At 66.5% G+C, this 25618-nt stretch carries 20 protein-coding genes, 2 tRNA genes, 1 pseudogene and 1 riboswitch; of the genes and pseudogenes, 2 read left to right on the top strand and 21 right to left on the bottom strand.

The genetic code is table 11. The features are described from left to right. Positions 1-2 precede the first annotated feature (2 nt). Positions 3-986: an adenosylcobinamide-phosphate synthase CbiB gene (gene cbiB / locus ACHMWQ_RS14015; protein ID WP_396307916.1), complete on the top strand. Its 984-nt coding sequence runs from the start codon at positions 3-5 to the stop codon at positions 984-986. On the opposite strand, the gene ACHMWQ_RS14010 is transcribed toward cbiB, so the two are convergent. From ACHMWQ_RS14010 to ACHMWQ_RS13915, 20 genes and pseudogenes are all read right to left on the bottom strand, one after another. Next, on the bottom strand, positions 958-2418 hold the full coding sequence (locus tag ACHMWQ_RS14010) for a cobyric acid synthase (RefSeq protein ID WP_396307915.1): 1461 nt from the start codon (positions 2416-2418) through the stop codon (positions 958-960). The genes cbiB and ACHMWQ_RS14010 overlap by 29 nt on opposite strands. Before the next feature lie 201 nt (positions 2419-2619). After that, the gene (gene cobO, locus ACHMWQ_RS14005; RefSeq protein ID WP_396307914.1) at positions 2620-3243 is read right to left on the bottom strand and encodes a cob(I)yrinic acid a,c-diamide adenosyltransferase; all 624 of its coding nucleotides are present in this window, start codon (positions 3241-3243) and stop codon (positions 2620-2622) included. After that, a complete protein-coding gene (cobN, locus tag ACHMWQ_RS14000; RefSeq protein WP_396307913.1) occupies positions 3240-7205 on the bottom strand; it encodes a cobaltochelatase subunit CobN in 3966 nt (1321 codons plus the stop codon). The genes cobO and cobN overlap by 4 nt, the downstream gene beginning before the upstream one ends. Before the next feature lie 3 nt (positions 7206-7208). Next, positions 7209-8225 (bottom strand): cobalamin biosynthesis protein CobW, encoded by a 1017-nt coding sequence (cobW, locus tag ACHMWQ_RS13995; RefSeq protein WP_396307912.1) that lies wholly within the window; start codon positions 8223-8225, stop codon positions 7209-7211. Further along, entirely contained in the window at positions 8222-8770 is a 549-nt protein-coding gene (cobU, locus tag ACHMWQ_RS13990; RefSeq protein WP_396307911.1) for a bifunctional adenosylcobinamide kinase/adenosylcobinamide-phosphate guanylyltransferase, read from the bottom strand. The genes cobW and cobU overlap by 4 nt, the downstream gene beginning before the upstream one ends. A gap of 4 nt (positions 8771-8774) precedes the next feature. Continuing rightward, positions 8775-9521: a CbtA family protein gene (locus ACHMWQ_RS13985; RefSeq protein ID WP_396307910.1), complete on the bottom strand. Its 747-nt coding sequence runs from the start codon at positions 9519-9521 to the stop codon at positions 8775-8777. Between the two features lie 16 nt (positions 9522-9537). After that, the gene (locus ACHMWQ_RS13980) at positions 9538-9744 is read right to left on the bottom strand and encodes a CbtB domain-containing protein (protein WP_354548867.1); all 207 of its coding nucleotides are present in this window, start codon (positions 9742-9744) and stop codon (positions 9538-9540) included. A gap of 29 nt (positions 9745-9773) precedes the next feature. Further along, a riboswitch (cobalamin riboswitch) is annotated at positions 9774-9992 on the bottom strand. 30 nt (positions 9993-10022) lie between these two features. Next, entirely contained in the window at positions 10023-10280 is a 258-nt protein-coding gene (locus ACHMWQ_RS13975; RefSeq protein WP_354548866.1) for a hypothetical protein, read from the bottom strand. 222 nt (positions 10281-10502) lie between these two features. Further along, a complete protein-coding gene (locus ACHMWQ_RS13970; protein ID WP_396307909.1) occupies positions 10503-12002 on the bottom strand; it encodes a tripartite tricarboxylate transporter permease in 1500 nt (499 codons plus the stop codon). A gap of 3 nt (positions 12003-12005) precedes the next feature. Next, positions 12006-12482: a tripartite tricarboxylate transporter TctB family protein gene (locus ACHMWQ_RS13965; protein WP_396307908.1), complete on the bottom strand. Its 477-nt coding sequence runs from the start codon at positions 12480-12482 to the stop codon at positions 12006-12008. Positions 12483-12589: 107 nt separating this feature from the next. Beyond that, positions 12590-13567 carry a Bug family tripartite tricarboxylate transporter substrate binding protein gene (locus ACHMWQ_RS13960; RefSeq protein ID WP_396307907.1) on the bottom strand — a complete coding sequence of 326 codons (978 nt, stop codon included), beginning with the start codon at positions 13565-13567 and terminating at the stop codon, positions 12590-12592. 428 nt (positions 13568-13995) lie between these two features. Continuing rightward, positions 13996-14071 (bottom strand) — tRNA-Asn (locus ACHMWQ_RS13955). Between the two features lie 94 nt (positions 14072-14165). Next, positions 14166-14241: transfer RNA gene (locus tag ACHMWQ_RS13950), tRNA-Asn, on the bottom strand. Between the two features lie 315 nt (positions 14242-14556). Beyond that, positions 14557-15486, bottom strand: a complete 930-nt coding sequence (locus ACHMWQ_RS13945; protein WP_396306466.1) for an IS110 family transposase — start codon at positions 15484-15486, stop codon at positions 14557-14559. A gap of 201 nt (positions 15487-15687) precedes the next feature. After that, positions 15688-15921, bottom strand: a complete 234-nt coding sequence (locus ACHMWQ_RS13940; RefSeq protein WP_396307906.1) for a formate dehydrogenase subunit delta — start codon at positions 15919-15921, stop codon at positions 15688-15690. Next, entirely contained in the window at positions 15914-16729 is an 816-nt protein-coding gene (gene fdhD, locus ACHMWQ_RS13935) for a formate dehydrogenase accessory sulfurtransferase FdhD (RefSeq protein ID WP_396307905.1), read from the bottom strand. Before fdhD ends, ACHMWQ_RS13940 begins: the two co-directional genes overlap by 8 nt. Positions 16730-16732: 3 nt before the next feature. Next, positions 16733-19580, bottom strand: a pseudogene (fdhF, locus tag ACHMWQ_RS13930) (formate dehydrogenase subunit alpha). A gap of 9 nt (positions 19581-19589) precedes the next feature. Continuing rightward, entirely contained in the window at positions 19590-21146 is a 1557-nt protein-coding gene (locus ACHMWQ_RS13925; protein WP_396307904.1) for a formate dehydrogenase beta subunit, read from the bottom strand. Beyond that, entirely contained in the window at positions 21143-21616 is a 474-nt protein-coding gene (locus tag ACHMWQ_RS13920; RefSeq protein ID WP_354548853.1) for a formate dehydrogenase subunit gamma, read from the bottom strand. The genes ACHMWQ_RS13925 and ACHMWQ_RS13920 overlap by 4 nt, the downstream gene beginning before the upstream one ends. Before the next feature lie 173 nt (positions 21617-21789). After that, on the bottom strand, positions 21790-22485 hold the full coding sequence (locus ACHMWQ_RS13915; protein WP_354548852.1) for an invasion associated locus B family protein: 696 nt from the start codon (positions 22483-22485) through the stop codon (positions 21790-21792). Positions 22486-22733: 248 nt separating this feature from the next. On the opposite strand from ACHMWQ_RS13915, the gene ACHMWQ_RS13910 reads away from it, so the two are divergent. Then, the gene (locus ACHMWQ_RS13910; RefSeq protein WP_396307903.1) at positions 22734-24566 is read left to right on the top strand and encodes an extracellular solute-binding protein; all 1833 of its coding nucleotides are present in this window, start codon (positions 22734-22736) and stop codon (positions 24564-24566) included. On the opposite strand, the gene ACHMWQ_RS13905 is transcribed toward ACHMWQ_RS13910, so the two are convergent. Further along, positions 24563-25615, bottom strand: a complete 1053-nt coding sequence (locus tag ACHMWQ_RS13905; RefSeq protein WP_396307902.1) for a hypothetical protein — start codon at positions 25613-25615, stop codon at positions 24563-24565. The genes ACHMWQ_RS13910 and ACHMWQ_RS13905 overlap by 4 nt on opposite strands. Positions 25616-25618: the final 3 nt, after the last annotated feature.

Below are 25618 nucleotides of genomic sequence, written 5' to 3'. Positions count from 1 at the left end.
GCATGACCGAATTCCCGTTCGACATTCGCCTTCTGCTGCTGATCGCCGCCATCGGCCTCGATGCGCTTATCGGCGATCCCGACTGGCTCTGGCGCCGCCTGCCCCATCCGGTCACCTGGTTCGGCGCGCTGATCGGCTTTTGCGACCGGGCGTTCAATCGCGACACGGCGGCAGCAGTCATCCGCCGCGCGGCGGGTGTCGGCGTCGTGATCGTCCTCGTCGCGATTGCCTGGTTCGCGGGCTTGCTGGTTGAGCGGCTGGTGGCACGCATTCCCTATGGCATCGTGCTCATCCCCGTCATCGCCTCGGTACTAATGGCGAGCCGCAGCCTCCATGACCACGTCGCCCGCGTGCTCAACGCCTTCCATTCGGGCGGGCTCGACGACGCGCGCAAGGCGGTCTCGATGATCGTCGGCCGCGATCCCGACAGCCTCGACAAATCGGGCGTCACCCGCGCTGCGATCGAATCGACGGCCGAGAACTTTTCCGATGGCGTCGTGGCCCCGGCCTTCTGGTTCGCGGTGTTCGGCCTGCCCGGGCTCTTCGCCTACAAGATGATCAACACGGCGGATTCGATGATCGGCCACCGCACGGCCCGGCATGAGGCTTTCGGCTGGGCGGCGGCGCGACTGGACGATCTGGTCAACCTGCCCGCGAGCCGTCTCGCCGGCTTCCTCATCGCCATGGCAGCGCCCTTTGTCGGCGGCACGATCAAGCAATCCATGCTCGTCATGCTGGACGACGCCCGAAAGCATCGCTCGCCGAATGCAGGCTGGCCGGAGGCCGCGATGGCCGGCGCGCTCGGCCTGGCGCTCGCCGGACCGCGCCGCTATGGCGAGCGCGTGGTCGAGGACCCTTTCCTGAACGATGGCGGCCGGCACGAGGCCGGGCCCGGCGACATCGGTCGCGCGCTGAAAATCCTGCGCGTCGCAACGGCGGCCGGCGCGGTGCTGGCGCTTATCGTGTGGCTATACCTGCATAGTTGAGGATCGCGTCGGTATCGACATGCGCCTCAAGGTGATCGGCAAGCCGGTCGAGCGTGCGATCGACTTCGAGTTCGTAAGCCAGATCCGACACGTCCGCGCCAAGGCTGGAAAGAAATCCGCGTCGGAAAGCGTCGCCGCCGAACAGGCCATGCACATAGCTGCCGCGCACTCGCCCATCCGGCGAAATCGCCCCCTCGCCGACACCCTCCCGCTCCAACCAGGGCCGCGCCGTGTCAGGGCCCTGGGTGCGGCCGAGATGGATCTCGTATCCCGACACGGCGACGCCCGATCGGGCGTCCCGGCCCGAAAACGGCGCCGTCGTCTTGTCGTGCGCCAGTACCGTCTCGACATCGAGCAGGCCGAGTCCGGGCACGCTTTGCGCCGGCCCTTCCAGCCCCGCTGGATCGGAAATCATCCGCCCCAGCATCTGGTAGCCGCCGCAAAGGCCGATGACCCGGCCCCCGCGCCGCCGATGCGCCAGGATATCGATGTCCCAGCCCTGCGCGCGCAGATAGGCTATGTCGGCGATGGTCGATTTCGAGCCGGGAATGAGGACCAGATCGCAGACCGGGATGGGCTCCCCCGCCCGCACCAGCACGACCGACACGCCGGGCTCCAGCGCCAGCGGGTCGAGATCATCGAAATTGGCGATGCGCGGCAGCACCGGCACGGCGATGGTGAGCGTTCCGGGGCGCAGGCTTCCGCCCGAGAGATCGAGGATGTCCTCGGCCGGCAGCCGATGGGCCTCGGCGAACCACGGCACGACGCCGAGCGACGGCCAGCCCGTGGCGGCGCGGATCGCGGCGACACCGTCATCGAACAGGCTGATATCGCCGCGCATCTTGTTGACGAGGAAGGCCTGGATCCGGTCGCGATCCGCCTGCGGCAGCACGGCGCGCGTGCCGACCAGGCTGGCGATGACGCCGCCGCGATCGATGTCGCCGATCAAGATTACCGGCAGGTCGGCAGCCTCGGCGAACCCCATATTGGCAATGTCGCCGGCGCGCAGGTTGATCTCGGCCGGGCTGCCGGCGCCTTCGACAAGGATCAGATCGGCACTCTGCTTCAGCCGATCGAAGCTTTCGAGGATGCTCGGCAGCAGTTCGGCCTTGCGCCTTCCATATTCGCGCGCCCGCATCGTGCCGAAACGCCGGCCCTGCAGGATGATCTGCGAGCCGGTATCGCTCTCCGGCTTCAGCAGCACCGGGTTCATGTGGACGGTGGGCTCCAGCCCGGCCGCGCGCGCCTGCAGCGCCTGTGCCCGGCCGATCTCGCCGCCATCCACCGTCACGGCGGCATTGTTCGACATGTTCTGCGGCTTGAACGGCGCGACGCGGATGCCCTTGCGCGCATAAAGCCGCGCCAGACCGGCGACGAGCACCGACTTGCCGACATTCGAGCCCGTGCCCTGGAACATGATCGCGGCGGTCATTCTCTCACCTCTCCCTGAGGGAGAGGTCGACGGCGTAGCCGGCGGGTGAGGGTTTAGGAACCCATCCGGAGAGGACGTAAACCCTCACCCGGCCCTTTGGGCCGACCTCTCCCTCAGGGAGAGGTAAAGAAAGCCCAGGCGCGGCCGCTTCATGCCCCCTCTCCCGCCTGCGGGAGAGGGTTGGGGTGAGGGTCGTGATCCTCAATACTCGATGCCCTTCTGCGCCTTCACGCCGGAGCGGAAGGGATGCTTGACCAGTTCCATCTCGGTGACGAGATCGGCAATCTCGATCAGCGCATCGGGCGCGTTGCGGCCGGTGATGACGACATGCACATCGGCCGGCTTCTCGGTGGTGAGGAATTCCAGCACATCGGCCAGCGGCAGATAGTCGTAGCGCAGCACGATGTTGAGCTCATCGAGCACGACGAGGTGATATTCGCCGCTCCGGATCAGTTCCTTGGCCGTCTCCCAGGCATGCTTGGCGGCGGCGATGTCCCGCTGGCGGTCCTGCGTCTCCCAGGTAAAGCCTTCGCCGAGCCGGTTGATGGAGACGAGATCGCCAAAGCGCTCCAGCGCCATGCGCTCGCCCGTATCCATCGCGCCCTTTACGAACTGGACAATGGCGACCGGCAGGCCGTGGCCGAGCGAGCGGAACGCCATGCCAAAGGCGGCCGTCGACTTGCCCTTGCCCTTGCCGGTATGGACGATCAGCAGACCCTTCTCGACATTCTTGGAGGCCAGGATCTTGTCGCGGACGGCCTTCTTCTTGCGCATCTTCTCGGCATGACGGGCATTCAGTTCGTCTTCGGTCATTTCAACGGTCATGCGATTTCCTTTCGTGCGGGACGGCGGGAAGCGAGCGCTGCCAGCCGTTCATACGCGCTGTTGGCGCGGGGCGACCAGAGGCCGCGATCCATGGCTTCGAGAAAGCGATCCGCCATCTCAGTGAGTGCGGGTTCATTGGCGTCGGCGATGAAATCGCGGACCGCCTCATCCGCGATATAGGCGTCGTAAAGCGCATCGAAATGATGATCGCCGACGGCGTGGGTGGTCGCGGCGAAGGCGAAGAGATAGTCGAGCGTCGCCGCCATCTCGAAGGCGCCCTTGTAACCATGCCGCATGCAGCCGGCGATCCACTTCGGATTGATCGCCCGGCCCCGCACGACGCGGCCGATCTCCTCCGCCAGTGGCCGCACGACCGGCGTCTCGGGCCGCGAATGATCGCCATGATAGAGCCGCGGTGCCGCGCCCTTCAGCGTCTCGATCGAGGCCGAGAGGCCGCCCTGGAACTGGTAATAATCGTCGCTGTCGAGGATGTCATGTTCGCGATTGTCCTGGTTGTGCAGGACGGCGTCGGTGTCGACCAGCCGCGCGCGCAGCCGGTCTCCGGCCGCCTCGCCTTCGGCTCCGCCACCATAGGCGAAGCTCGACCAAGCGAGGAAGGCCTCGCCGAGATCGGCGCGGCTGTCCCAGATCTTCTCGTCGATCATCGCCTGCAGCCCGGCGCCATAGGCCCCCGGCTTGGCGCCGAAGATGCGGGCAAGATCCTGGCCCTTGCCATGCGCCGCCGCGATCGGATTGGCATCCGCCGGCTCCTCGCGCGCGGCGACGGCGCGGATCGCGGAATCGATCAGGTCGATCTGCTCGGGGAACGCGTCGCGGAACATGCCGGAGATGCGCAGCGTGACGTCGACGCGCGGGCGCTTCAGCTCCGAGAGCGTCAGCACGCGAAAGCCGGTAACGCGGCCGGTTCCCGTCTCCCAGTAAGGCTCTGCGCCGATCAGGGCGAGCACCTGGGCGATGTCGTCGCCGCCGGTCCGCATGTTGGCGGTGCCCCATGCAGAGATCGCCACGGAGCGCGGCCACTCGCCCTCATCCTGCATGTAGCGCAGCACGAGTGCCTCGGCCGCCGCCTTGCCGATCCGCCAGGCGGCGGCGGTCGGGACCGCGCGGGTATCGACCGAATAGAAGTTCCTGCCCGTCGGCAGCACGTCCGGCCGTCCGCGCGACGGCGCACCGGAGGGACCCGGCGGCACGAAGCGGCCATCCAGCGCGGTCAGCACGGCGGATATTTCATCCGCGCCGCAGCGATCCAGCGACGGCGCCAGTTCCCCCCCGATCCAGTCGAGCACTGCCGATGTGCCGGGGCCGGGCGTGGGCGAGGCGTTGTCCTTCGTCAGGAAGGCCCGCACGGTCGCCTTGGCGACCATCTCAATGCGTTCGACCGTATCGCCATTCGTCCGCCAGGACGCGTCGGTCGCGCGCAACAGCGCCTCCGGCCGCGTGCCTTCCCAATCAGCGGCGAGATCGCAGGCGAGCGGATCGAATCCCTCCAGGCCGAGATCGGCTGATATCGCCCTGTGCAGCGAGCCATCTTCCGGCCGGCCGCCGGAGCGCGGAATCCGCGCGATCGCGATCAGCGTATCGAGGCGGTGTTCGTCCTGCGGCGAACTGCCGAAGATGTGCAGCCCGTCGCGAATCTGCAGTTCCTTGATCTCGCAGAGATGCGCGTCGATGGCGCGCAGCGCACTGCCTTGGTCGCCATCGCGCAGGATGCCGAGATCGCGGTCGATGCCGTGGCGCACGGCCTGGTCGAGGATCTCGCGTTCGAGATGATCGCGGCGGCGCGGATCGGCGCCGAGTGCCAGATGATATTCGTCGATCAGCGTCTCGATCTCGGCAAAGGCCCCATACGCCTCGGCCCGTGTCAGTGCCGGCATCAGGTGGTCGACGACGACGGCCGAGGCGCGGCGCTTCGCCTGTGCGCCCTCGCCGGGATCGTTGACGATGAACGGGTAGATCAGCGGCGTCGGGCCGAGCACAACCTCCGGCCAGCAGGCATTGGAAAGGCCCAGCGCCTTGCCGGGCAGCCATTCGAGATTGCCGTGCTTGCCGACATGGACGATCGCATCGACATCGAAGCCTTTCCGCAGCCAGGCATGAAAGGCCAGATAGTGATGCGGTGGAACGAGGTCGGGATCGTGATAGGTCGACTTCGGATCGATGCCATAGCCGCGTGCCGGCTGGATGCCGACCACGACATTGCCGAACCGATGGATCGCGAGGCGGAAAGCGCCTTCGTCGAAGAACGGATCGGCCTCCGGCTCGCCCCAGCGGGCGCTGAGGCTGTCACGGACGGATTGCGGCAGCGCGTCATGGAAGGCGCGGTAGTCCGAGAGGGGGAGAGAAATGGCCTCCACCGCGTCGAGCGTCCTGTCTTCACCTCTCCCTGAGGGAGAGAGCCTGTCCCGGACTTGATCCGGGATCGACGGCGTAGCCGGCGGGTGAGGGTTTACGCCCTCTCCGGAAAGTCCGTAACCCCTCACCCGGCCCTCCGGGCCGACCTCTCCCTCAGGGAGAGGTGAAGGAAGGGAGCCTTCCTCCGTGACACATGCGGGGGAAAAGCCCTCGCCCGCTTGCGGGAGAGGGTTGGGTGAGGGTCTTGTTTTGAAAGCCGCCCGCTTCGCCAGCGCGTTGGTCGGGCCAGCGAGCAGCAGTTCCATCAGCGCCCTACCCGTCTCCGGGAAACCCTCCAGCGCGTAGCCGGCCGCCTTCATGGCGGCAGCGATCCGCGCCGCGCTTTCCGGCGTGTCGAGGCCGACGCCATTGGCGAGACGGCCGTCGCGGTCGGGATAGTTCGACAGGATCAGCGCAATCCGGCGATCGGCAGGCGCCGCGGCGCCCAGCCGGATCCAGCGCGCTGCCTGCGCCGCGACGAAGGCGATGCGCTCGCGATCCGCACGGTAGACGACGATACGGCTGTCGGTCCGGCCGTCGCTCTCGATTTCTTCCTTGAAGGAGACGGCCCGGGTCAGGATTCGGCCATCCACCTCCGGCAGCACGACATTCATGATCAGGTCGCGCGGGCCGAGACCGCGGCTGGATTCGAGCCATGCCTCGCGGCTGGTGCCGGCGAAGACGATCTGCAGCACGGGACGGCCGGCGCGATCCAGAACGGTCGGCTCATGCGCCCGGCCGGGCCGCGAAATGGCAAAGGCGGTGGCGTTGAGGACGATGGCCGGTTTCAGGTCGTCGAACGCCTGCTCGATAAAGGCGGCGGCTGCCTCGTTCTTCAGGCTGGAAGCGAAGATCGCGACGGTGGCAATTCCCTCGCGATCGAGCGCCTCGATCAGCGCATCGACGGGCTCGGTCGAGCCGCCGGGAATGACCGAGCGATAGAAGGTCAGCAGCGCCACCGGGCGCCCGGCATCGCCGGGCCGCAAGGCCTCTGTCACCACACCCTCGCCGGGACGGTAGAAGCCGACTTCCGGCAGCACCTGCGGCTCCGGCGGCGCCTCGTTGGCGCCGATGACGTGCCGGAGGTAGCCGAGCGCGCGGCCGATATTGACCGCGCCGCCCTCGGCGCAATAGCGCCATAGTTTTTGCGCGTTCTCCGGTGAGACCGTCGTGTACGCCTCCAGCGCCGCGTCCCAGCGATCCTCGCCCGGCACGACCGCAATCTGCGGCCCGCCGGCGCGCGAGAGCGCCCGCAGCGCCTCCAGCCCGTAGGGCCAGTAGCCGACGCCGCCCATCATGCGGACGAAGACGAACTTCGCCTGAGCGATGGTCTTTTCCAGATAGAGATCGACGGAATAGGGATGCGTCAGCTGCATCAGATTGGCGAGGCGCAGCGACGGGCCCTCGGGCTCTCGGGCAAAGGCCGAGGCGAAGGCGGCGAGCTCCGTATCGGCGGCCGACAGGATGACGATGTCGCCGGGCGACTGGTCGAGATCGACGGCGCTGCCGCCATCGTCGATCCGCTCCATTTCGCCGGCGACAAGATGCATGGCTCAGGCCTTGAAATGCGCGGCGATGGCGGCCGCGTCGAGGCCGCGCTCGCCGATCACCACGAGACGGCCGGCATTGTCGCCGGGCGCGAAATAGGTGTCGACGCGGGGGCCGACCGCCTGGACAACGGCAGGCGCCGCCTTGCCGGCGATCGCGGCACGCCCCTTGATGCGCAGCACGCCCTTCTCCGCCATGGCGGCGCGGACGCGGGTTGCCAACGCATCGATGGAAGCGAGCTCCGCGACATCGACGATGAAGGTGTCGAAGTCGTCGTGGTCGTGCTCCTCGCCTTCGAGGTCGTGATGACTCTTGCGCTCGAAGGCGTCGTTCTCCGCCGCCGCGCCAACGCCGAGCAGCACCGAGGCCGGCAGGCCGGATGCCGTTGCATGGACGACGCGCGCCTCCTTGCGGGCGTCGCGGGCGACGATTTCGGCAACCTCTTCCAGCTGCTTCGCGTCAACCAGATCCGTCTTCGAGAAGACGATCAGATCGGCGCAGGAAAGCTGGTCCTCGAACAGTTCCTCGATCGGATCCTCGTGGTCGAGCGAGGGATCCTCGGCGCGCTGGGCGGCGACGGCTGCCTCGTCATGCGCGAAGCGGCCGGCGGCGACCGCTTCGGCGTCCACCACGGTGATGACGCCGTCGATGGTGACGCGGTGGCGCACGGTCGGCCAGGTGAAGGCGCGCACCAGAGGCTGCGGCAGCGCCAGGCCGGAGGTCTCGATCACGATGTGATCGGGGGCCGGTTCGCGCGCCAGAAGCTGCTCGATGGTCGGCAGGAAATCGTCGGCGACGGTGCAGCAGATGCAGCCATTGGTGAGTTCGATCACCGTATCGGGCTTGCAGTCGTCGACGCCGCAATCGGACAGCAGCGAGCCGTCAAAGCCCATGTCGCCGAATTCGTTGACGATCAGCGCGATGCGGCGGCCTTCGGCGCCGGCAATCAGGTTGCGGATCAGCGTGGTCTTTCCGGCACCCAGGAATCCGGTGACGATGGTGGCGGGGATACGGGCGGTCAAAGGACGAACTCCGGGTTCGGATTGGGTTTCAGGCGCAGCGGCAGGCCGGCGGCCACGAGAAAGACGGTCTGCACGGCGGCGGCGATCTTCTGGTTGAGGCGGCCCTGCTCGTCGGCGAAGCGGCGGGCGAGCGCGTTCATCGGCACGATGCCGGATCCGACCTCGTTGGAGACGAGCACGACCGGCCCCCTCGCCTCGGCGAGCATACGGGCCAGCGCGTCGCCCTCGGCGGCGACGTCGCGCTCGGCCTCCATCAGGTTGGAAAGCCAGAGCGTCAGGCAATCGACGAGGATGACACGGCCGGGATCGGCCAACGTCGCGAGGCGGCCGGTAAGGTCGAGCGGCTCCTCGACCGTTGTCCAGTCCAGCCCGCGCCGGTCACGATGCGCCGAAATCCGTGCCTGCATTTCGGCATCGCGGATCTCGGCCGTGGCCAGATAGGTGGCGGGCAGCCCGGTCCGGGCCACGATATCCTCGGCGAAGCGGCTCTTGCCGGAGCGGGCGCCGCCGAGGATCAGCGCCGTTCGCGGCGCGGGGGATGGCACGGCCTCAGGCCGACCGCGACAGGCGTTGATAAAGCCAGCCGGAGCAAAGGCCGGAAAGCGCCCAGAGCAGCGCGCTGACCACCAGCGAGGCGGCGACGAATTCGCCGCCGAGGCCGGCCGGATAGGAGGCTTCCAGCGTCGGCGGCACGGGGGCGCCGATGACATGCGGCAGCACGCCGAGGACGAGGCCGGCGATCTTCAGGAGCCACGAACGCCCGAAGACGATCAGCGCGAGGCCGATCGCCGAGGCAGCGGCGGTCGAAAGCCACCAGACCTGGCGCGAGGTGATCTCGGCCGCGGCCGTGCCGGGAAGCTCCGGCGACAGGCCGAGCGAGGGCAGCAGCGACGCGGCGAAGAAGCCGGCAACGCCCCAGAGCACGCCCGTGCTGGCGTCGATCCGGCCGCCGCGGATCGACATCAGGCCGAGCAGCACGGCCGAGACGCCGACTCCCATCAACAGGTTGGCAATCAGCGTATAGGCGGAGCGCTCGAAGCCGTCGGCCGGCGACCAGGCGTCTTCGTCATGCTCATGCGCGGGCGCGGCAGCGGCGGGCGCGGCGGCCTCATGGGCGTGGGCCTCGGTCGTCGAGTGCTCATGCGGCGCGGCGGCGGCAGCCGGGGCCGGCTCGGCGCTTTCGAAGGTCTCGGCGTGGAGGATGAGCGGCTCGGTGGTGACAGCCTGCACCACGGAAAGCGCAATGCCCACGGCAAGCCCGGCGCCGAAGGCGCTCAGGATGATCGTCTTGAACATGATGGATCCTCAGGCGTCAGTGGCAGGGCAGACCAAGGGAATGCCGGGTGTCATGCGTCGCGTTGTGGATCAGGCTCGGCGCGGCGAAGCCGGTGCCGACGAACAGGAACAGGCCGAAGGCGATGGCGAACAGCGCCGGCACGATGCGCGATGCGGCGTCGCTCTTGGCGCCATCTGCGGCAATCGAGGTCGACCTCGTCGCGGTCTTCGAGAAATTGGTCATAGCGTCTCCTTCACCGTCCCACCGACGGCTGGCTGGTATGAGGCGCTGGCTGGTCTCCTGGCTCACGGGTCGCTGCTTCCTCGACGCCTTCCCGGTTTCCCAGTGGCCATCGCGAGGTCGCTCGCCGCTTACAGTTGCGGGGGCAGCTTCGGACTTGGAATCCCGCAAGGGGTCCTTCCGCACCGAATTCCCATTTCATCCCCCAAGGCCTGAGGCCTGTCGGGGGAACCGTCGCAGAGTCACGCTAGAGGGATTGCCGGTCTGGCGCAAGCCACGCCTCATTTGGCGGCAGGCGCGCCCTTGCTGCGAAATCTCGCCCAGCGGCGCAGCAGCGCCACTTCGGATCTCCGACGGATGCGGCGCACCCGCGCCGAGTCATGCGACAGCACCACCAGTCCGACCGGCACCATCCAGAAGCCGAGGATCGGCAGGAAGCCGAGCGTGCCCCCAAGAAGGAAGCCGCTTCCGATCGCGACGCGGGCCGTCCGGCTCTTGGGAAGCGGGAGGGCCTTCTTGCCGAAGCGGATGGACGGCATGCGGCTGGTTTTCTCCGTGGCTCGGATCGGGAAGGACGGTTCTGGCGGACAATGAAACGCCGAGCCCGCTGTCCCGGCGCTCTCTCTTATGTGGAAAGAACCGACATCATTGCAACGGCTGCAGCCGGCAACGGTTCCGGCCGAGACGGGCCGCAAAGAAAAGCCCGGCGCGGGGTGTCCGCGCCGGGCTTGAGGTCGATTCGCGCCGATCTCGCGTCCGGGTTAAGTCGCCGGGCGCATCGCCTTGCGCCGGCGCAGCAGCAGCATGGCTAGCGGGAACAGCCAGATCAGGATGGTGAAAACGCCCAGCCCGCCGGCGATGGGCCGCTCGAAGAAGCGGAAGATGTCGCCATCGGCCTTGATCATGGAGGTGATGAAGTTCTGCTCCAGCATCGGCCCCAGCACCATGCCGAGGATCGCCGGCGCGATCGGGATGTCGTTCTCCTCCATGAAGAAGCCGATGATGCCGAAGATCAGCATCATGACGATGCCGGCCACGGAATTGGCGATCGCGAAGGAGCCGACGATGCAGAAGATCAGGATCATCGGCATCAGCGTCGAGGGCGGAATGGAGAGGATCGGGCGCGCGCCGCGGATCGCCAGCCAGCCCAGCGGCAGCATGATCAGATTGGCCAGGATGAAGACGATGAAGATCGCATAAACCGTCTGCGGATCATTGATGAAGATCGTCGGGCCCGGATTGATGCCCTTGATGTAGAGCACGCCGATGACGATGGCGGTGATCGAATCGCCGGGAATGCCGAAGACGAGCGCCGGGATCCAGGCGCCGCTGACGGCCGAATTGTTCGAGGCGCCGGCCTCGACCAGACCCTCGACATGGCCCGTGCCAAACTTCTCCTTCTGCTTCGAGAAGCGCTTGGAGATGGCGTAGGAAATCCAGGCGGCGATATCGGCGCCGGCGCCGGGAAGAATGCCGAGCGCCGTCCCGGTGATGCTGCCGCGCAGGGTCTGAACCGGATATTGCTTCAGGTTCTTCCACTGCGTGCGGAAGATCCCCTGGCCGTCGGCGCGCGGAATCTTCCTGCGCGGCGACGTCGCCGTCACGGTGCGCAGAACCTCCGACACGGCGAACAGCCCGATCATGGCCGGGATGAACTGGATGCCGGCCATCAGTTCGAGATTGCCGAAGGAGAAGCGCGGCTCGCCCGAGGGGTTTTCCATACCGATCGTCGCCACGAACAGGCCGATCAGCAGCGAGATCAGGCCGCGGGTCGGCGAGCCCGGATTGACGAAGACGGCGCAGGAGAGACCGAGCAGAACAAGCCAGAAATATTCCTCGGAGGAGAATTTGAGGGCGATTTCGGCGAGGGTCGGCGAGACGGTCATCAGCACGATCGCGCCGAAAAGGCCGCCGATCGCCGAGAAGACGAGCGCCGCGCCGAGCGCTTCGTCGCCCCGCCCGGTCTGCGTCATCTTGTAGGCGTCATCGACATAGGCGGCGTTGGCGGGCGTGCCCGGCATGCGCAGCAAGGCCGCCGGAATGTCGCCGGCGAAGATCGCCATGGCGGTTGCCGTCACGATCGCCGCGATGGCCGGCACCGGATCCATGAAGAAAGTCATCGGCACCAGCAGCGCCGTCGCCATGGTCGCGGTCAGCCCCGGAATGGCGCCAACCAGCATGCCGAATACGGCGGATGCCAGGATGACGCCGAGCACATAGGGTTCGAAGACGAGGGCCGCAGCCTGTTCCAGAATCAGCATGCGTCACCCGAGAAAGGAGAGAAATTCGGTGCGCGGCAGCGGCACCATGAGAAGGCGGGAAAAGCCGTAATAGACCGCCAGGGTCGTCGCAGCGCTGGCCAGCAGCGCCGTCAGCCAACCCGTCCGCAGCGCCAGCATCAGCCCCAGGAGGCTGATGAAGGTCGTCGGAATGAAGCCGAGCGTCTCGGCGAACAGGATGTAGAAGACAATGACGGCGATGCAGGCGACCGCCGAGAGCACCAGCCGCGGCGTCCGCACCCAGTCGGCAAGATGCGGCTTCAGCATCGCCGGCAGGTGCTTGAGGCTGGTCGCCACCATGAAGCAACCGAGCAGGATGGCGCACCAGCCGATCAATCGCGGCATGGTGCCGGCGCCATAGGCCTGGCCCGGAAGGGCGGCGAAATGGGCCGAGGCAAGAAGAAGGGCGAGGCCGCCAAGGGCGGACAGAACCCCGAGATGCAGTTCACTGAGCTTGATCATGGCCGTTCCGTGCAAAGCTTTTCCGGGCGAGGCCGGGGAGCCGGCGCGACCGGGACCGTAGGTCCGGGCCGCGCCGCCAGCATGGGATCGAAGAGCCGACCGGCCGCCTATTTGGCGAGACCGGCCTCCTTCATGATCTTGCCGAGCGTGACGTCATCCTCGGCAACGATGCGGGTCGCTTCCGCGCCATTGGCCCAGCGCATGCCGAAGCCGCGCTCGGTCATGAACTTCTTGTATTCGGGGCTGTTGTAGGCCTTCTCGAGGGCGGCCTCGAGCTTCGCCTTCACATCCTCCGGCAGGCCCTTCGGCGCCGCGATCGTGCGCCAGACGGCCAGCGTCCAGTCGGAATCGACCGATTCCTTCAGCGTCGGGGCGTCGGGGAACAGTTCCTGCCGCTCGGGCGACATCGAACCCAGCGCCAGCACGCGCTTGGCGTCGATCATCGAGCGGCCTTCGGCGAGCGAAGTCGGCACGAGGTCGACGCCGCCGGCCACCATGTCGGTGATGCCGGGCGCGGCGCCCTGGCTCGGCACCCAGGTGACCTGGTCCGGCTTCAGGCCGTGCGACAGCATCCAGCCGGCAAGGCCGAGATGCCAGATGCCGCCCTGCCCGGTGCCGGACGCCTTGAAGGTTCCGGCCGGCTTTTCCTTGATGGCGGTCAGCAGCTCGGGAAGCGTCTTGAAGGGCGAATCCACCGACACCATCACGCCGCCCGGATCGGCATTGACCATGGCCAGGAAGTCGAAGTCCTTGTAGGTCAGCGGGGTCAGGCCCTGCCAATGCATCATGTCGATTTCGATCGTCACGATGCCGATGGTGTAGCCATCGGGCTTCGCCGTGGCGATGGCGCTGTGGCCGACCACGCCCGAACCGCCGGTGCGGTTGACGACGTTGACGGGAACGCCGAGTTCCTGCTGCAGCAGGGTTCCGAGGATACGTGCCACGGCATCGGTGCCGCCGCCGGCGCCCCAGGGGACGAGTAATTGGATGGGCCGGTCGGGATAGGACGACTGCGCCATGGCGGGCGCCGTGACAGCGACCGACGCAAAGGCCAGTGCGGTGCAAAGAAGCGTACGTCGCAGCATGAGATCCTCCCAGAATGCTGACAATATTGTACCATCGCGCCCGAGCCTCCCCGCCCGAGTCGCTGGCAAATCCGATCCCTGCTTGGGATTAGTTCCAGAACTATTTAGGCCGAGCCATAATCTGTCAACGCAAACATCGTAATGCAGAACGGATTGACGAGGGCCATCCAAAGATTACGTAGCGATATGCTGCGCAATGAATCCACAGATCTCGACTAATCTGTGCGCTGCAAAATCTATGCTGTAGTGCAATATGCTGGCGATGGAGGAGGCATGCCGTCGACCGCGTAGGCGATGGCCCGCGGTCGCGGTGGCCCGCTTGAAACGTCGGTGGGGTGTGGGATTCGAGACGGAATAGGGGCAGGCCAAGCCTGGCCGTAAACAATCAAGGGGCCGGATGGCAACCCATCCGACCCCTTGATCAAAACTGGCTCCGCGAGTTGGACTCGAACCAACGACCCGGTGATTAACAGTCACCTGCTCTACCAACTGAGCTATCGCGGAACAGCGTTTGCGGCGTCTGCCCGAAGCCTCGGCGCCGAGGCTTGGAAACAATCAAGGGGTTAGATGGCAATCCACCTAACCCCTTGATCAAATTTGGCTCCGCGAGTTGGACTCGAACCAACGACCCGGTGATTAACAGTCACCTGCTCTACCAACTGAGCTATCGCGGAACAGCGTCGCCGCTGCTGTGAGCGAGGCTATAGCAAAGCCTGTGTCGGCTTGCAAAGTCCTAAAACGCATGTTTTCCGCGCCAGCATGGCCGAACCCTTCAAAACGTAGCGTTCCTGCGGGTTTGGCGTGGGGATAACTCGGCGAGTTAGGACGGAATGCGGCGGTCGCCTCGATTTCTGCCGGGCATCGCGGGATTCGACGGCGCAATTGTTGGAAGGCGGTTGCGGCGCGGTCGCGGAGCGCGCCCCGCATGAAGGCTCAGACAATCCCCTACCCTCGCCGTCATCCCGGGCGAAGACCCGGCAACTGTGTGGTCACGGGTTGAATGAGAGGTGTTGTCGGAGCATGGCGTTGGCGATGACTAGGATCTTTCTGGCGATAGCGATGAGGGCGACCTTGGGTGGCTTTCCGGCGTTGATCATGCGTCGGTAGGCGTCTGCGAAGCGTTGCTCGATCCGGGCGGCGCAGACGGCTGCCATGTAGAGGGCCTCGCGGACGCGCCGTCGTCCGCCGTGGATGCGGCGACTGCCGCGGAACTGACCACTGTCGACATTGTAGGGTGCCAGGCCAGCCAGCGCGGCGATGGTCTTGGGAGAGCGCTGGCCGAGTTCGGGCAGCAGGGCGATCAGCGTGGCGCTGGCGACGGGGCCGACGCCGGGGATTGAGCGCAGCCGCGCCTCAGCACCGGCGAGATCGGCCGAGGCCTTGATGCAGGCCTGAATGGTGCGCTCCAGCGCCGCGATGCGGATGTCGAGCCAGGCCAGGGTCTCGCGGATGTCGTCGGCGATCTCGTCGCTGCATCCCTGCCGTCGGGTGCGTTCCTGCTTGCGCATGGCGACGAGCTGGTCGCGACGCTTGTGCAACTCCGCCAGACGGTTGCGCTCCGGGGAGCGCGGCTGGCGGGGCGCGGGACGAAGCGTCTGGGCCATGGCGGCGAGCATGCGCGCATCGATCCGGTCGGTCTTGGCGAGAACGCCGGTGGCGCGGGCGAAGTCACGCGCCCGGGCCGGATTGACGCGAACGAAAGCGATGCCGGCCTCTGTCAGGGCCTGAGCGAGGACCCGGTCGTACGGACCGGTCGCCTCGAACACGACGAGGATATCGCCATGCCGCCAAGGTTCGAGCCTTTGCGCGATCGCCTCGGCTTGATTGGCGATGCGTTCGGCCACGCCCACGGCGCCGTCGAACAGATCCAGATGGGCTTTGGAGATGTCGCAACCGACAAAGCCAGGGTGTATCTTCATGATGCCTATCCCTGTGCTGCGAGGTCCGTCACCACGGCCTCGATCAACTGTTCAGGCTTGGGTATCGAAGCAGGCGGACGAGGACCGGGCCGGCTCACGGTCTCGAAGACCAGGGATCCAACGATCTCTCGTCCGCCACCCCATCATCGCACAGCTTCAACACACAGGGATCCATTCAGCCGGGTTGGTCGAAGTCCCGCCCTACCCCGCCGCCGTCATCTCCCGCAGACGCTCGACAGCCTGTCGCACCAGCGGGTCGAGGTCGGCGCCGCCTGAATCCAGATGGGCCAGGATGCCGGCGCGCATCCTCGGATCCCAGAACTTGCGCAGATGATCGGCGATCGCGGCCGGCGCCTGCTCCGCGCCCTGGCTGGCGAAGAACTTGCCAATCTGGTTCGCCATGTGGACGAGCTTTTCGGACGTGCGCTCAGACATGGGCGGCGGCTTCCTCGGCAATGCGGTCGGGGTGGGTGAAAACTTCAAAGCCGTCACCGCGCGCGATGGCGACCAGTGTGATGCCCGCGGCTTCCGCCGTGCGGACGGCAAGCGCAGTCGGCGCCGAGACGGCGACGATCAGCGGTGCGCCCAGCATCGCCGTCTTCTGCACCATCTCAACCGAGACCCGGCTGGTCAAAAGAACCATGCCCGAGGCCACATCGACGCCGCCCCGCGCGAGGGCGCCGCAGAGCTTGTCGAGCGCATTGTGGCGGCCGACATCCTCGCGCAGCGCCACGACGCCCTCGCCGACCCGGGCAAAGGCGGCGGCATGCATCGCGTGGGTCTCGCGGTTGAAGAGCTGCAGCGGCGCCAGCGCGGCGAGCGCGGCCCGGATTTCCAAGGCGCTCACGCGCATCGCCTCGCCAAGGACAGGCAGGGAGCGCATCGCCTCGCTGAGGCTGTCGATGCCGCAGAGGCCGCAGCCGGTCGGCCCGGCCATATAGCGCCGGCGGCTCGCCAGCGCCTGGCCGCGCGAGGCGGCGAGCCACATGCGCAATTCGACGCCGATCGCCTGCTCCACGATCTCGAAGCGCTCGATCTCGGAGGGATGCTGAATGATCCCCTCCGACAGGCTGAAGCCGACGGCGAAATCCTCCAAGTCCGACGGAGTCGCCATCATCACGGCCTGCGTGCTGCCGTCATAGGTCAGCGCGACGGCGACCTCCTCGGGAATCGCGCGCTCGCCGGCCGACGCGCCCTCGGCGCGCCAGAGCGTCCTCGGCACGCGGAGAAAGGGCGGTTGCATCCCCTACTCCGCCGCCTCGACATGCGGCGCGATCCGGCGGCTTTGGCGCGCCTGCTCGTCATAGTCCTCCTGCCAGGCGGTCGGACCGTTGGAGGGCATGACCTGTACCGCCGTCACCTTGTATTCCGGGCAATTGGTGGCCCAGTCGGAGAAGTCGGTGGTGACGACGTTCGCCTGGGTGCCGGGGTGATGGAAGGTCGTGTAGACGACGCCCGGCGCGACGCGCTCGGTGATCAAAGCGCGGAGACTGGTTTCGCCGGACCGGCTGGCGAGCTTGACCCACTGGCCATCCTGGATGCCGCGCTGCTCGGCGTCGTGCGGATGGATCTCCAGCCGGTCCTCGCCATGCCAGACGACATTCTCGGTCCGCCGCGTCTGCGCGCCGACATTGTATTGCGACAGGATGCGCCCGGTGGTGAGCAGCAGCGGGAAGCGCGGGCCGGTGCGCTCGTCGGTCGCGACATATTCGGTGACCATGAAGCGGCCCTTGCCGCGCACGAAGCCATCGATATGCATGACCGGCGTGCCCAGCGGCGCCTTCTCGTTGCAGGGCCACTGCACCGAGCCCTCGGCGTCGAGCTTGGCGTAGGAGACGCCGGCAAAGCTCGGCGTCAGCGCCGCGATCTCGTCCATGATCTCGGACGGATGGGCGTAGTGCATGTCGAAGCCCATGGCCTGGGCGATATCGAGCGTGATCTCCCAGTCCGCCTTGCCGGATTTCGACGGCATCACCTTGCGCACGCGCTGGATGCGGCGCTCGGCATTGGTGAAGGTGCCGTCCTTCTCCAGGAAGGTCGAGCCCGGCAGGAAGACATGGGCGTAATTGGCGGTCTCGTTGAGGAACAGGTCCTGCACGACGACGCATTCCATCGCCGCGAGGCCGGCCGCGACATGCTTCGTGTCGGGGTCGGACTGCAGGATGTCCTCGCCCTGGACATAGAGGCCTTTGAAGAAACCATCGACGGCGGCATCGAGCATGTTGGGGATGCGCAGGCCCGGCTCGCTGTCGAGCGGCACGCCCCAGAGTGATTCGAACAAATGCCGCGTCTCGTCGCCCGAGACATGGCGATAGCCGGAAAGCTCGTGCGGGAACGAGCCCATGTCGCAGGCGCCCTGGACATTGTTCTGCCCGCGCAGCGGGTTCACGCCGACGCCGGGGCGGCCGATATTGCCGGTCGCCATGGCAAGGTTGGCGATCGCCATCACGGTGGTCGAGCCCTGGCTGTGCTCGGTGACCCCGAGGCCGTAATAGATCGCGCCATTGCCCCCGGTGGCGTAGAGCCGGGCGGCAGCGCGGATGTCCTCGGCCGGAACGCCGGCCAGTTCGGCAATCGCCTCCGGGCTGTGGCGCGGGTCGGCGACGAAGGCGGCCCAGTCCTGGAACTCGTCCCAGTCGCAGCGCTCGCGAACGAAATGCTCGTCGGCCAGCCCTTCTGTGACGACGACATGCGCCAGCGCCGTCAGCACGGCGACATTGGTGCCGGGGCGGAGCGGCAGGTGATAGGACGCCTCGACATGCGGCATGCGCACGAGGTCGATGCGGCGCGGATCGAGCACGATCAGCTTGGCGCCCTCGCGCAGCCGCTTCTTCATGCGCGAGCCGAAGACGGGATGCGCATCGGTCGGGTTGGCGCCGATCAGCAGGATGACGTCGGACTGCTCGACGGAATCAAAGTCCTGCGTGCCGGCCGAGGTGCCATAGGTCTGGCTCAGGCCATAGCCGGTCGGCGAATGGCAGACGCGGGCGCAGGTATCGACATTGTTGTTGCCGAAGCCGCCGCGGATCAACTTTTGGACGAGGAAGGTTTCCTCATTTGTGCAGCGCGACGAGGTGATGCCGCCGATCGACAGACGGCCATATTTCGCCTGGATGCGCTTGAACTCGGACGCCGTGTGGGCGATCGCCTCTTCCCAGGACACTTCGCGCCAGGGCTGGTCGATGCTTTCTCGGATCATCGGGTTGAGGATGCGCTCCTTGTGGCTGGCATAGCCCCAGGCGAAGCGTCCCTTGACGCAGGAATGGCCCCGGTTCGCCTTGCCATCCTTCCACGGAACCATGCGCACGACCTCGTTGCCGCGCATCTCGGCCTTGAAGGTGCAGCCGACGCCGCAATAGGCGCAGGTGGTAATGACCGAATGCTCGGGCTGGCCGATCTCGATCACCGTCTTTTCCGTCAGGGTCGCGGTCGGACAGGCCTGCACGCAGGCGCCGCAGGAAACGCATTCCGAGCCGAGGAAGCTCTCTTCCATGCCGGGAGAAACGACGGAATCAAAGCCGCGCCCGGCAATCGTCAGCGCGAAGGTGCCCTGCACTTCCTCGCAGGCCCGCACGCAGCGCGAACAGACGATGCATTTCGACGGGTCATAGGTGAAATAGGGGTTCGAACTCGTCGAGGCCCGGATTGGGGTGGTTGTGCCCCTCATGGCCATAGCGCACATCACGGAGGCCAACCGCGCCCGCCATGTCCTGCAGCTCGCAATCGCCATTGGCGGCGCAGGTCAGGCAGTCGAGCGGGTGGTCGGAGATATAGAGCTCCATCACGCCCTTGCGCAGGCGCTTCAGCCGGTCGGTCTGGGTCTTCACCACCATGCCCGGCATGACCGGCGTGGTGCAGGAGGCGGGCGTTCCCGCCCTGCCCTCGATCTCGACCAGGCAGAGGCGGCAGGAGCCGAACGCCTCGACCATGTCGGTGGCGCAAAGCTTCGGGATCGCCGTGCCCATCTCGCTCGCAGCGCGCATGATCGAGGTGCCTTCCGGCACGGTCATGGTCTCGCCATCGATGGTCAGCGTCACCATCGTCTCGGACTTGGAGCGCGGCGTACCGTGATCGATCTCGTGGATGAGCGACATGGCGATCTCCTAGCGTGCGGCTTCGAGGACCGGCGTCGTGGCGCCGAAATCCTCGGGGAAATGGTGGAGCGCACTGATGACAGGATAGGGCGTAAAGCCGCCCAGTGCACAGAGGGAGCCGAATTTCATCGTGTGGCAGAGGTCTTCGAGCACGACGAGGTTCTTCTCGCGGTCTTCGCCGCGGACGATCCTGTCGACCGTCTCGACCCCGCGCGTGGAACCGATGCGGCACGGCGTGCATTTGCCGCAGGATTCGATCGCGCAGAATTCCATCGCGAACCGCGCCTGCTTCGCCATGTCGACCGTATCGTCGAAGATGACGATGCCGCCATGGCCGATCAGGCCGTCCTTGCCGGCGAAGGCTTCGTAGTCGAACGGCGTATCGAACAGGGCGCGCGGGAAATAGGCGCCGAGCGGGCCGCCGACCTGCACGGCGCGGACGGGGCGGCCGGATGCCGTGCCGCCGCCGATCTCGTCGACCAACTCGCCGAGGGTGACGCCGAAGGCGACCTCATAGAGGCCGCCATGCTTCACATTACCGGCGATCTGGATCGGCATCGTGCCGCGCGAGCGGCCCATCCCGAAATCGCGATAGGCCGTTGCCCCTTCGGCGAGAATGATCGGCACGGTCGCCAGCGAAATCACGTTGTTGATGACGGTCGGCTTGCCGAACAGGCCCTTATGCGCCGGCAACGGCGGCTTGGCCCGCACGACGCCGCGCCGGCCTTCGAGGCTTTCCAGCAGCGCCGTTTCCTCGCCGCAGACATAGGCCCCGGCGCCGACCCGCACTTCCATGTCGAAGTCGAACGCCGAGCCGGCAACCGCCCGGCCCAGATAGCCCGCCGCGCGGGCGTTGCGGATCGCCTCTTCCATCCGGGCGACGGCATGCGGATATTCCGAGCGGATATAGAGATAGCCGCGCGTCGCGCCGACGGCGATGCCTGCGATCGTCATGCCCTCGATCAGCACGAAGGGATCGCCCTCGATGATCATGCGATCGGCGAAGGTGCCGCTATCGCCCTCATCGGCATTGCAGACGATGTATTTCTGCTCGGCATCCGTCGCCGCGACCGTGCGCCACTTGATGCCGGTCGGGAATCCGGCGCCGCCGCGTCCCCGCAGGCCGGATTGCACGACTTCCTCGATCGTCGCTTCCGCGCCGAGGACGAGCGCCTTCTCCAGCCCCTTGTAGCCGCCATGGGCGCGATAATCGTCCAGCGAACGCGGATCGACGATGCCGCAGCGCGCGAAGGTCAGGCGCGTCTGGCGCTTCAGCCAGGGGATCTCTTCCGTCGATCCGAGCAGCAGAGCGTGCGGCTCTCCGGCCAGCATCGCCTCGAGCAGCGCCGGAACGTCGTCGGCCGAGACCGGGCCATAGGCGACGCGGCCGGCAGCCGTCTCCACCTCGACCATCGGCTCCAGCCAATAGAGGCCGCGCGAACCGTTGCGGACGATGTCGAGCGTCAGCCCCTTGGCTGTCGCCGCCGCCTCGAAGGCCGTGGCGACTTCGTCCGCACCGACCGCGACCGCACCGGCATCGCCGGGAATGAAGAACCGCGCGCTCACGCCTGCGCCTCCGAGACAAGCCGATCCAGCCGGCGCGCGTCGAGCCTGCCGATCACGCGGCCATCCAGCATGGCGGACGGCGCCGTGGCGCAAAGCCCGAGGCAGTAGATCGGCTCCAGCGTGACGCGGCCATCCGCCGTCGTCTCGCCGAACCGGATGCCCAGCGCCTGTTCCGCGCGGGTCGCGAGCGCATCGGCGCCCATGGACTGGCAGGCCTCGGCCCGGCAAAGCTTCAGCACATGGCGACCGGCCGGCTTGCGTCGGAAGTCGTGATAGAAGGTGACGACGCCATGCACCTCGGCGCGCGAGAGGTTCAGCGCGTCGGCGATCATCGGCTCGACGGCTTCCGGCACGAAGCCGAACGTCGCCTGGATGGCGTGGAGGATCGGAAGCGCCGGCCCCTCGCAATCCAATTGGGCTGCGATGATCTCGGCGGCGCGCGCTGCGCTCCATGGCTCGGGGGAATTCACGACGAACGACCACTCCCAAATTAGAATCGTCGCAAGGTGCCGCTAATCCCGGATGCAATCAACCGTTCGATCGCTCCGGCAGGCCATACAACTCAAAAGTGTGACCGGCCGGCCCTGAAACGAAAAAAGGCGCGTCCTCGCGGACGCGCCTTTTAGATCAATGGATCGGCGGCTCAGTTGGCGGAGCCGCGTTCCTTGTTCTGCTGCTCGATGAGCTTCTTGCGGTTCTCTTCGGCGTTCTTCTGCAGCTGGTCCTGCAGCGCGTCGCGGCGCGCCTTGCCGGCAGCGCGGTCGAGACCCTCGCCATCCACCACCTTGGTGAAGCCGGCGAGCGAGAACGGGAACACCATCGGCTTGCCCTGCGGGTTGAGCGAGATCGCAACGACCTTGCCCCCCTTCTTCATCGACGAGATGAAGGCTGCGTCGATCTCGGCCTGGGCGTAGCAGACGCTCGGCTCGCAGACGACGTACTTCAGCTCGGCCGGCTTGTTCTGGTCAACCTGGACGCGCAGGCCCGGCTGGATCAACTGGCCGGTGAGCACGACGGCGGTCAGCGCCATCTTGGGCTCGCCTTCGAGCTGGCGGATCTGCAGCGAAGCGATGAACTGGTTCGTTTCGGCGCGAAGTTCCTGCGAGGTGATGCAGAGCTTCTTCTTGGACTGCGGGTCCTGGCCGCATTCCTTGACCCAGGGCGAAGCCGGCGGCGCTGCGTTCGCAGCGGCGGCGGGCGCCTTGGCGGCCGGGGCCTTGGCGGGGGCGTCAGCCGGTGCGTCCTGGGCGAATGCCACGGGAGCGGACAGCGCCATGATCAGCGCGGCAGCAGCCAGATGCGGCACCCGAACCAGGCCAGAATTCCAACGATGCGACATCGAGCGTGTCCTTGCGTTTATCTCAAAACCCTGCGCTTCGGCGACCGACGGTTCCTGCTGATGTCGCAGGCTGCCATGCGCCGAGGCTGGATGACCAGCAATTGAGGCGACACGGTGACGGAGAAGCTTCGGCGCATCAATAGCCGGACCGCGCTGGGATTTCTAGCTGGCACAAGATTGCCCCAGTGCTCGTGCTACGCTTTTTTTCATTCGATTCGTGGCCCGAGCCGTCTCGGGAGGAGTTTGTCATGCCGATCGGCACCCTTTGGCCCAAGGCCGCTATCCTCGCCTTCGCTGTATTCGCGACCTTGCCTTACGCGGGAACCGCTTTGGCCGAGCCGCGCCACGGCCTGGCCATGCATGGCGAGCCAAAGCTGCCGGCGGATTTCGACCACCTGCCCTATGCCGATCCCGCCGCGCCGAAGGGCGGCAGAATCACCTACGCCTTCGTCGGCAGCTATGACAGCCTCAACCCTTTCATCGTGAAGGGCGCGGAGACGACGGCGCGCGGCATCTGGGACGTGTCGCTCGGCAACAACGTGTTCGAGGCGCTGATGACGCGCAACCGCGACGAGGCCTTCACCCTCTACGGCCTGCTGGCCGAGAGCGTCGAGGTCCCCGACGATCGCAGCTCGATCACCTTCAACCTCAATCCGAAGGCGCGCTTCTCTGACGGCAAGCCGGTGACGCCCGAAGACGTGATCTTCACGCTCGAGATCCTGCGCGACAAGGGGCGGCCGAACTACCGCTCCTGGTACTCCAAGGTGAAGACGATCGAGAAGGTGGGCGAGTATGGCGTCCACATGACCTTCGCCGACGGCGCCGACCGCGAGTTGCCGCTTCTGATCGGCCTGATGCCGATCCTTCCGAAACACGCTACCGACGTCGAGAATTTCGACCGCTCGACCCTGAAGCCGCTGATCGGCAGCGGCCCCTATCTGATGGGCGACATCAAGCCCGGCGAGCGTTTCACGCTGAAGCGCGATCCGAACTATTGGGGCAAGGACCTGCCGATCAAGCGCGGCTTCGACAATTTCGACGAGATCCGCATCGACTATTACCGCAGCCGCAGCTCGATGTTCGAGGCCTTCAAGAAGGGTCTTTACGACGTCAACGCCGAGGCCGACCCGGCCACCTGGCGCAGCGGCTATGACTTCCCGGCCGTCGCCGATGGGCGCGTCGTCAAGGAGAGCTTCGAGACCGGCGTGCCGAAGGGCATGCTCGGCTTCGCCATGAACACCCGCCGGCCGATCTTCGAGGATGTCCGCGTGCGCCAGGCGCTGGCCTCGCTGCTCGATTTCGAATGGCTCGACAAGAACCTGTTCTTCGGCGTCTACCAGCGCAATGCCAGCTATTTCGAAGGGTCGGAACTGTCGTCGATCGGCATCCCGGCTTCCGACAAGGAAAAGGCGCTGCTGGTCGAATTCCCCGGCGTGGTCGAGCCCGACGTGCTCGACGGCACCTACCGCCCGGCGAAAAGCGACGGCACCGGCGGCGACCGCAAGCTGCTGCGCTCGGCGCTCGACCTACTGCAATCGGCAGGATACGAGCTGAAGGGCAATACGCTGATCAACACGGCCACCGGCCAGCCGCTGGCCTTCGAGCTGCTGCTCAAGGACCGCGAGCAGGAACGCGTCGGCCTCGCCTATGCCCGCACGCTGTCGCGCGTCGGCATCAAGGCGACCATCCGCACGGTCGACTCGGCGCAGTACGAGCGCCGCGTGCAGGAATTCGACTTCGACATGATCATGACGTCCTGGCCGTCATCGCTGTCGCCCGGAAACGAGCAGAACTTCCGCTGGTCCAGCACCCAGGCCGACGTGACCGGCTCCTACAACTATGTCGGCGCCAAGAGCCCGGCGATCGACGCGCTGCTGAAGGACATTCTCTCGGCCGAGAAGCGCGAGGATTTCATCGAGTCGGTCCGTGCCCTCGATCGCGTGCTGATCTCGCAGCATTATGTCGTGCCGCTCTATTACCTGCCGGAGCAATGGGTCGCCCGCTGGACCCGCGTCGGCCACCCGGAAAAGCAGGCGATCGCCGGCTACACCTACCCGACCTGGTACCAGTCGGCCAACTAGCCCGCCCGCATCGCCTTGGCCAGCAGCAGGCTGAGCCAATGCCGGAACATGCGACTGCGCGAGTTCATCTGCGCGCGCAGCTGATCGTTCTCGCGCAAAACAACCTCGTAGAGGCCGCGATGGGCCAGCGCGCGGAGATCCTCCGTGCCGCCCTCGCCCTCGGCGACGGATTGCAGCAGCTTCAGCAGCAGCGCATCGCCGTATACGGCGTCGCCGGGCTCGAAAAGATTGGCCCAGCGTGCGCCGTAATGCTCGATCTCCAGGAAACTCGCCTGCGCATCGACCGGCTTGTAGACCTCGAAGGTCCGCGTGACCGATAGCGTCGCCGCGCTTTCCAGCGGGCCGACCCAGCTTGGGTCGCGATCATAGAACCATGGCTGGGCGATCCAGTGTCGCAGCTGCGCGTCGGTGACGAAATAGCCGCCCGAATGCGGATTGCTCGGCGCGATGAAATCGATCCGCCGACCGTGCCAGTCGCCGGAGAGATGTGTCGCCTGGCCTTCATGGACGAAGCGTCCATGCCGCTCGCCGAGATCGGGATCGATGATGAACTTGGCCGGCGTTCCGGTCTTCGACACTTCGCAGCGGTGCGGCTGCAGCAGGCAGCGCTCTGAGAACGTCTCGACGAACCAGCGCAGCTTCTCGAAATGCGCCGGGTCAAGCAGGATGAGATCATCCTCCAGCATGCCATAGAAATCATACTGCCCTACCCGCTCGCGCAGGATCCGCTGCGCCTCGAAGGGCAACGTCATCGGCGGCCCGTCGAAGAGCACGGCCTCAAAGGCGCCCGGCGCGAGATCGAGGCGGTCGAGCACGTTGTGGCCTTCTACCGTGACCACGACGATGTCGAGGCTGTCCGCGGTCGACGGCGCCTGCCCCGGCCGCACCGGAACGTGGCTCGGGCCGAAATTCCGGTGCAGCGTCACGATCTGCTCGCTCAGCGCGGCGAGGCGCGGCAGCCGCGCCCCGGCGCTGCCGTAATAGGCGCCGGTCCCGTTAGTCTGGGGACTGCCACCACAGTAATGCGCGATCACCACCAGCAGCTTCATCGA

Origin of the sequence: Kaistia sp. UC242_56 (assembly GCF_044452255.1) — a bacterium.
Classification (GTDB): Bacteria; Pseudomonadota; Alphaproteobacteria; order Rhizobiales; family Kaistiaceae; genus Kaistia; species Kaistia defluvii_A.
This window is presented reverse-complemented; position numbering and strand designations above follow the sequence as displayed.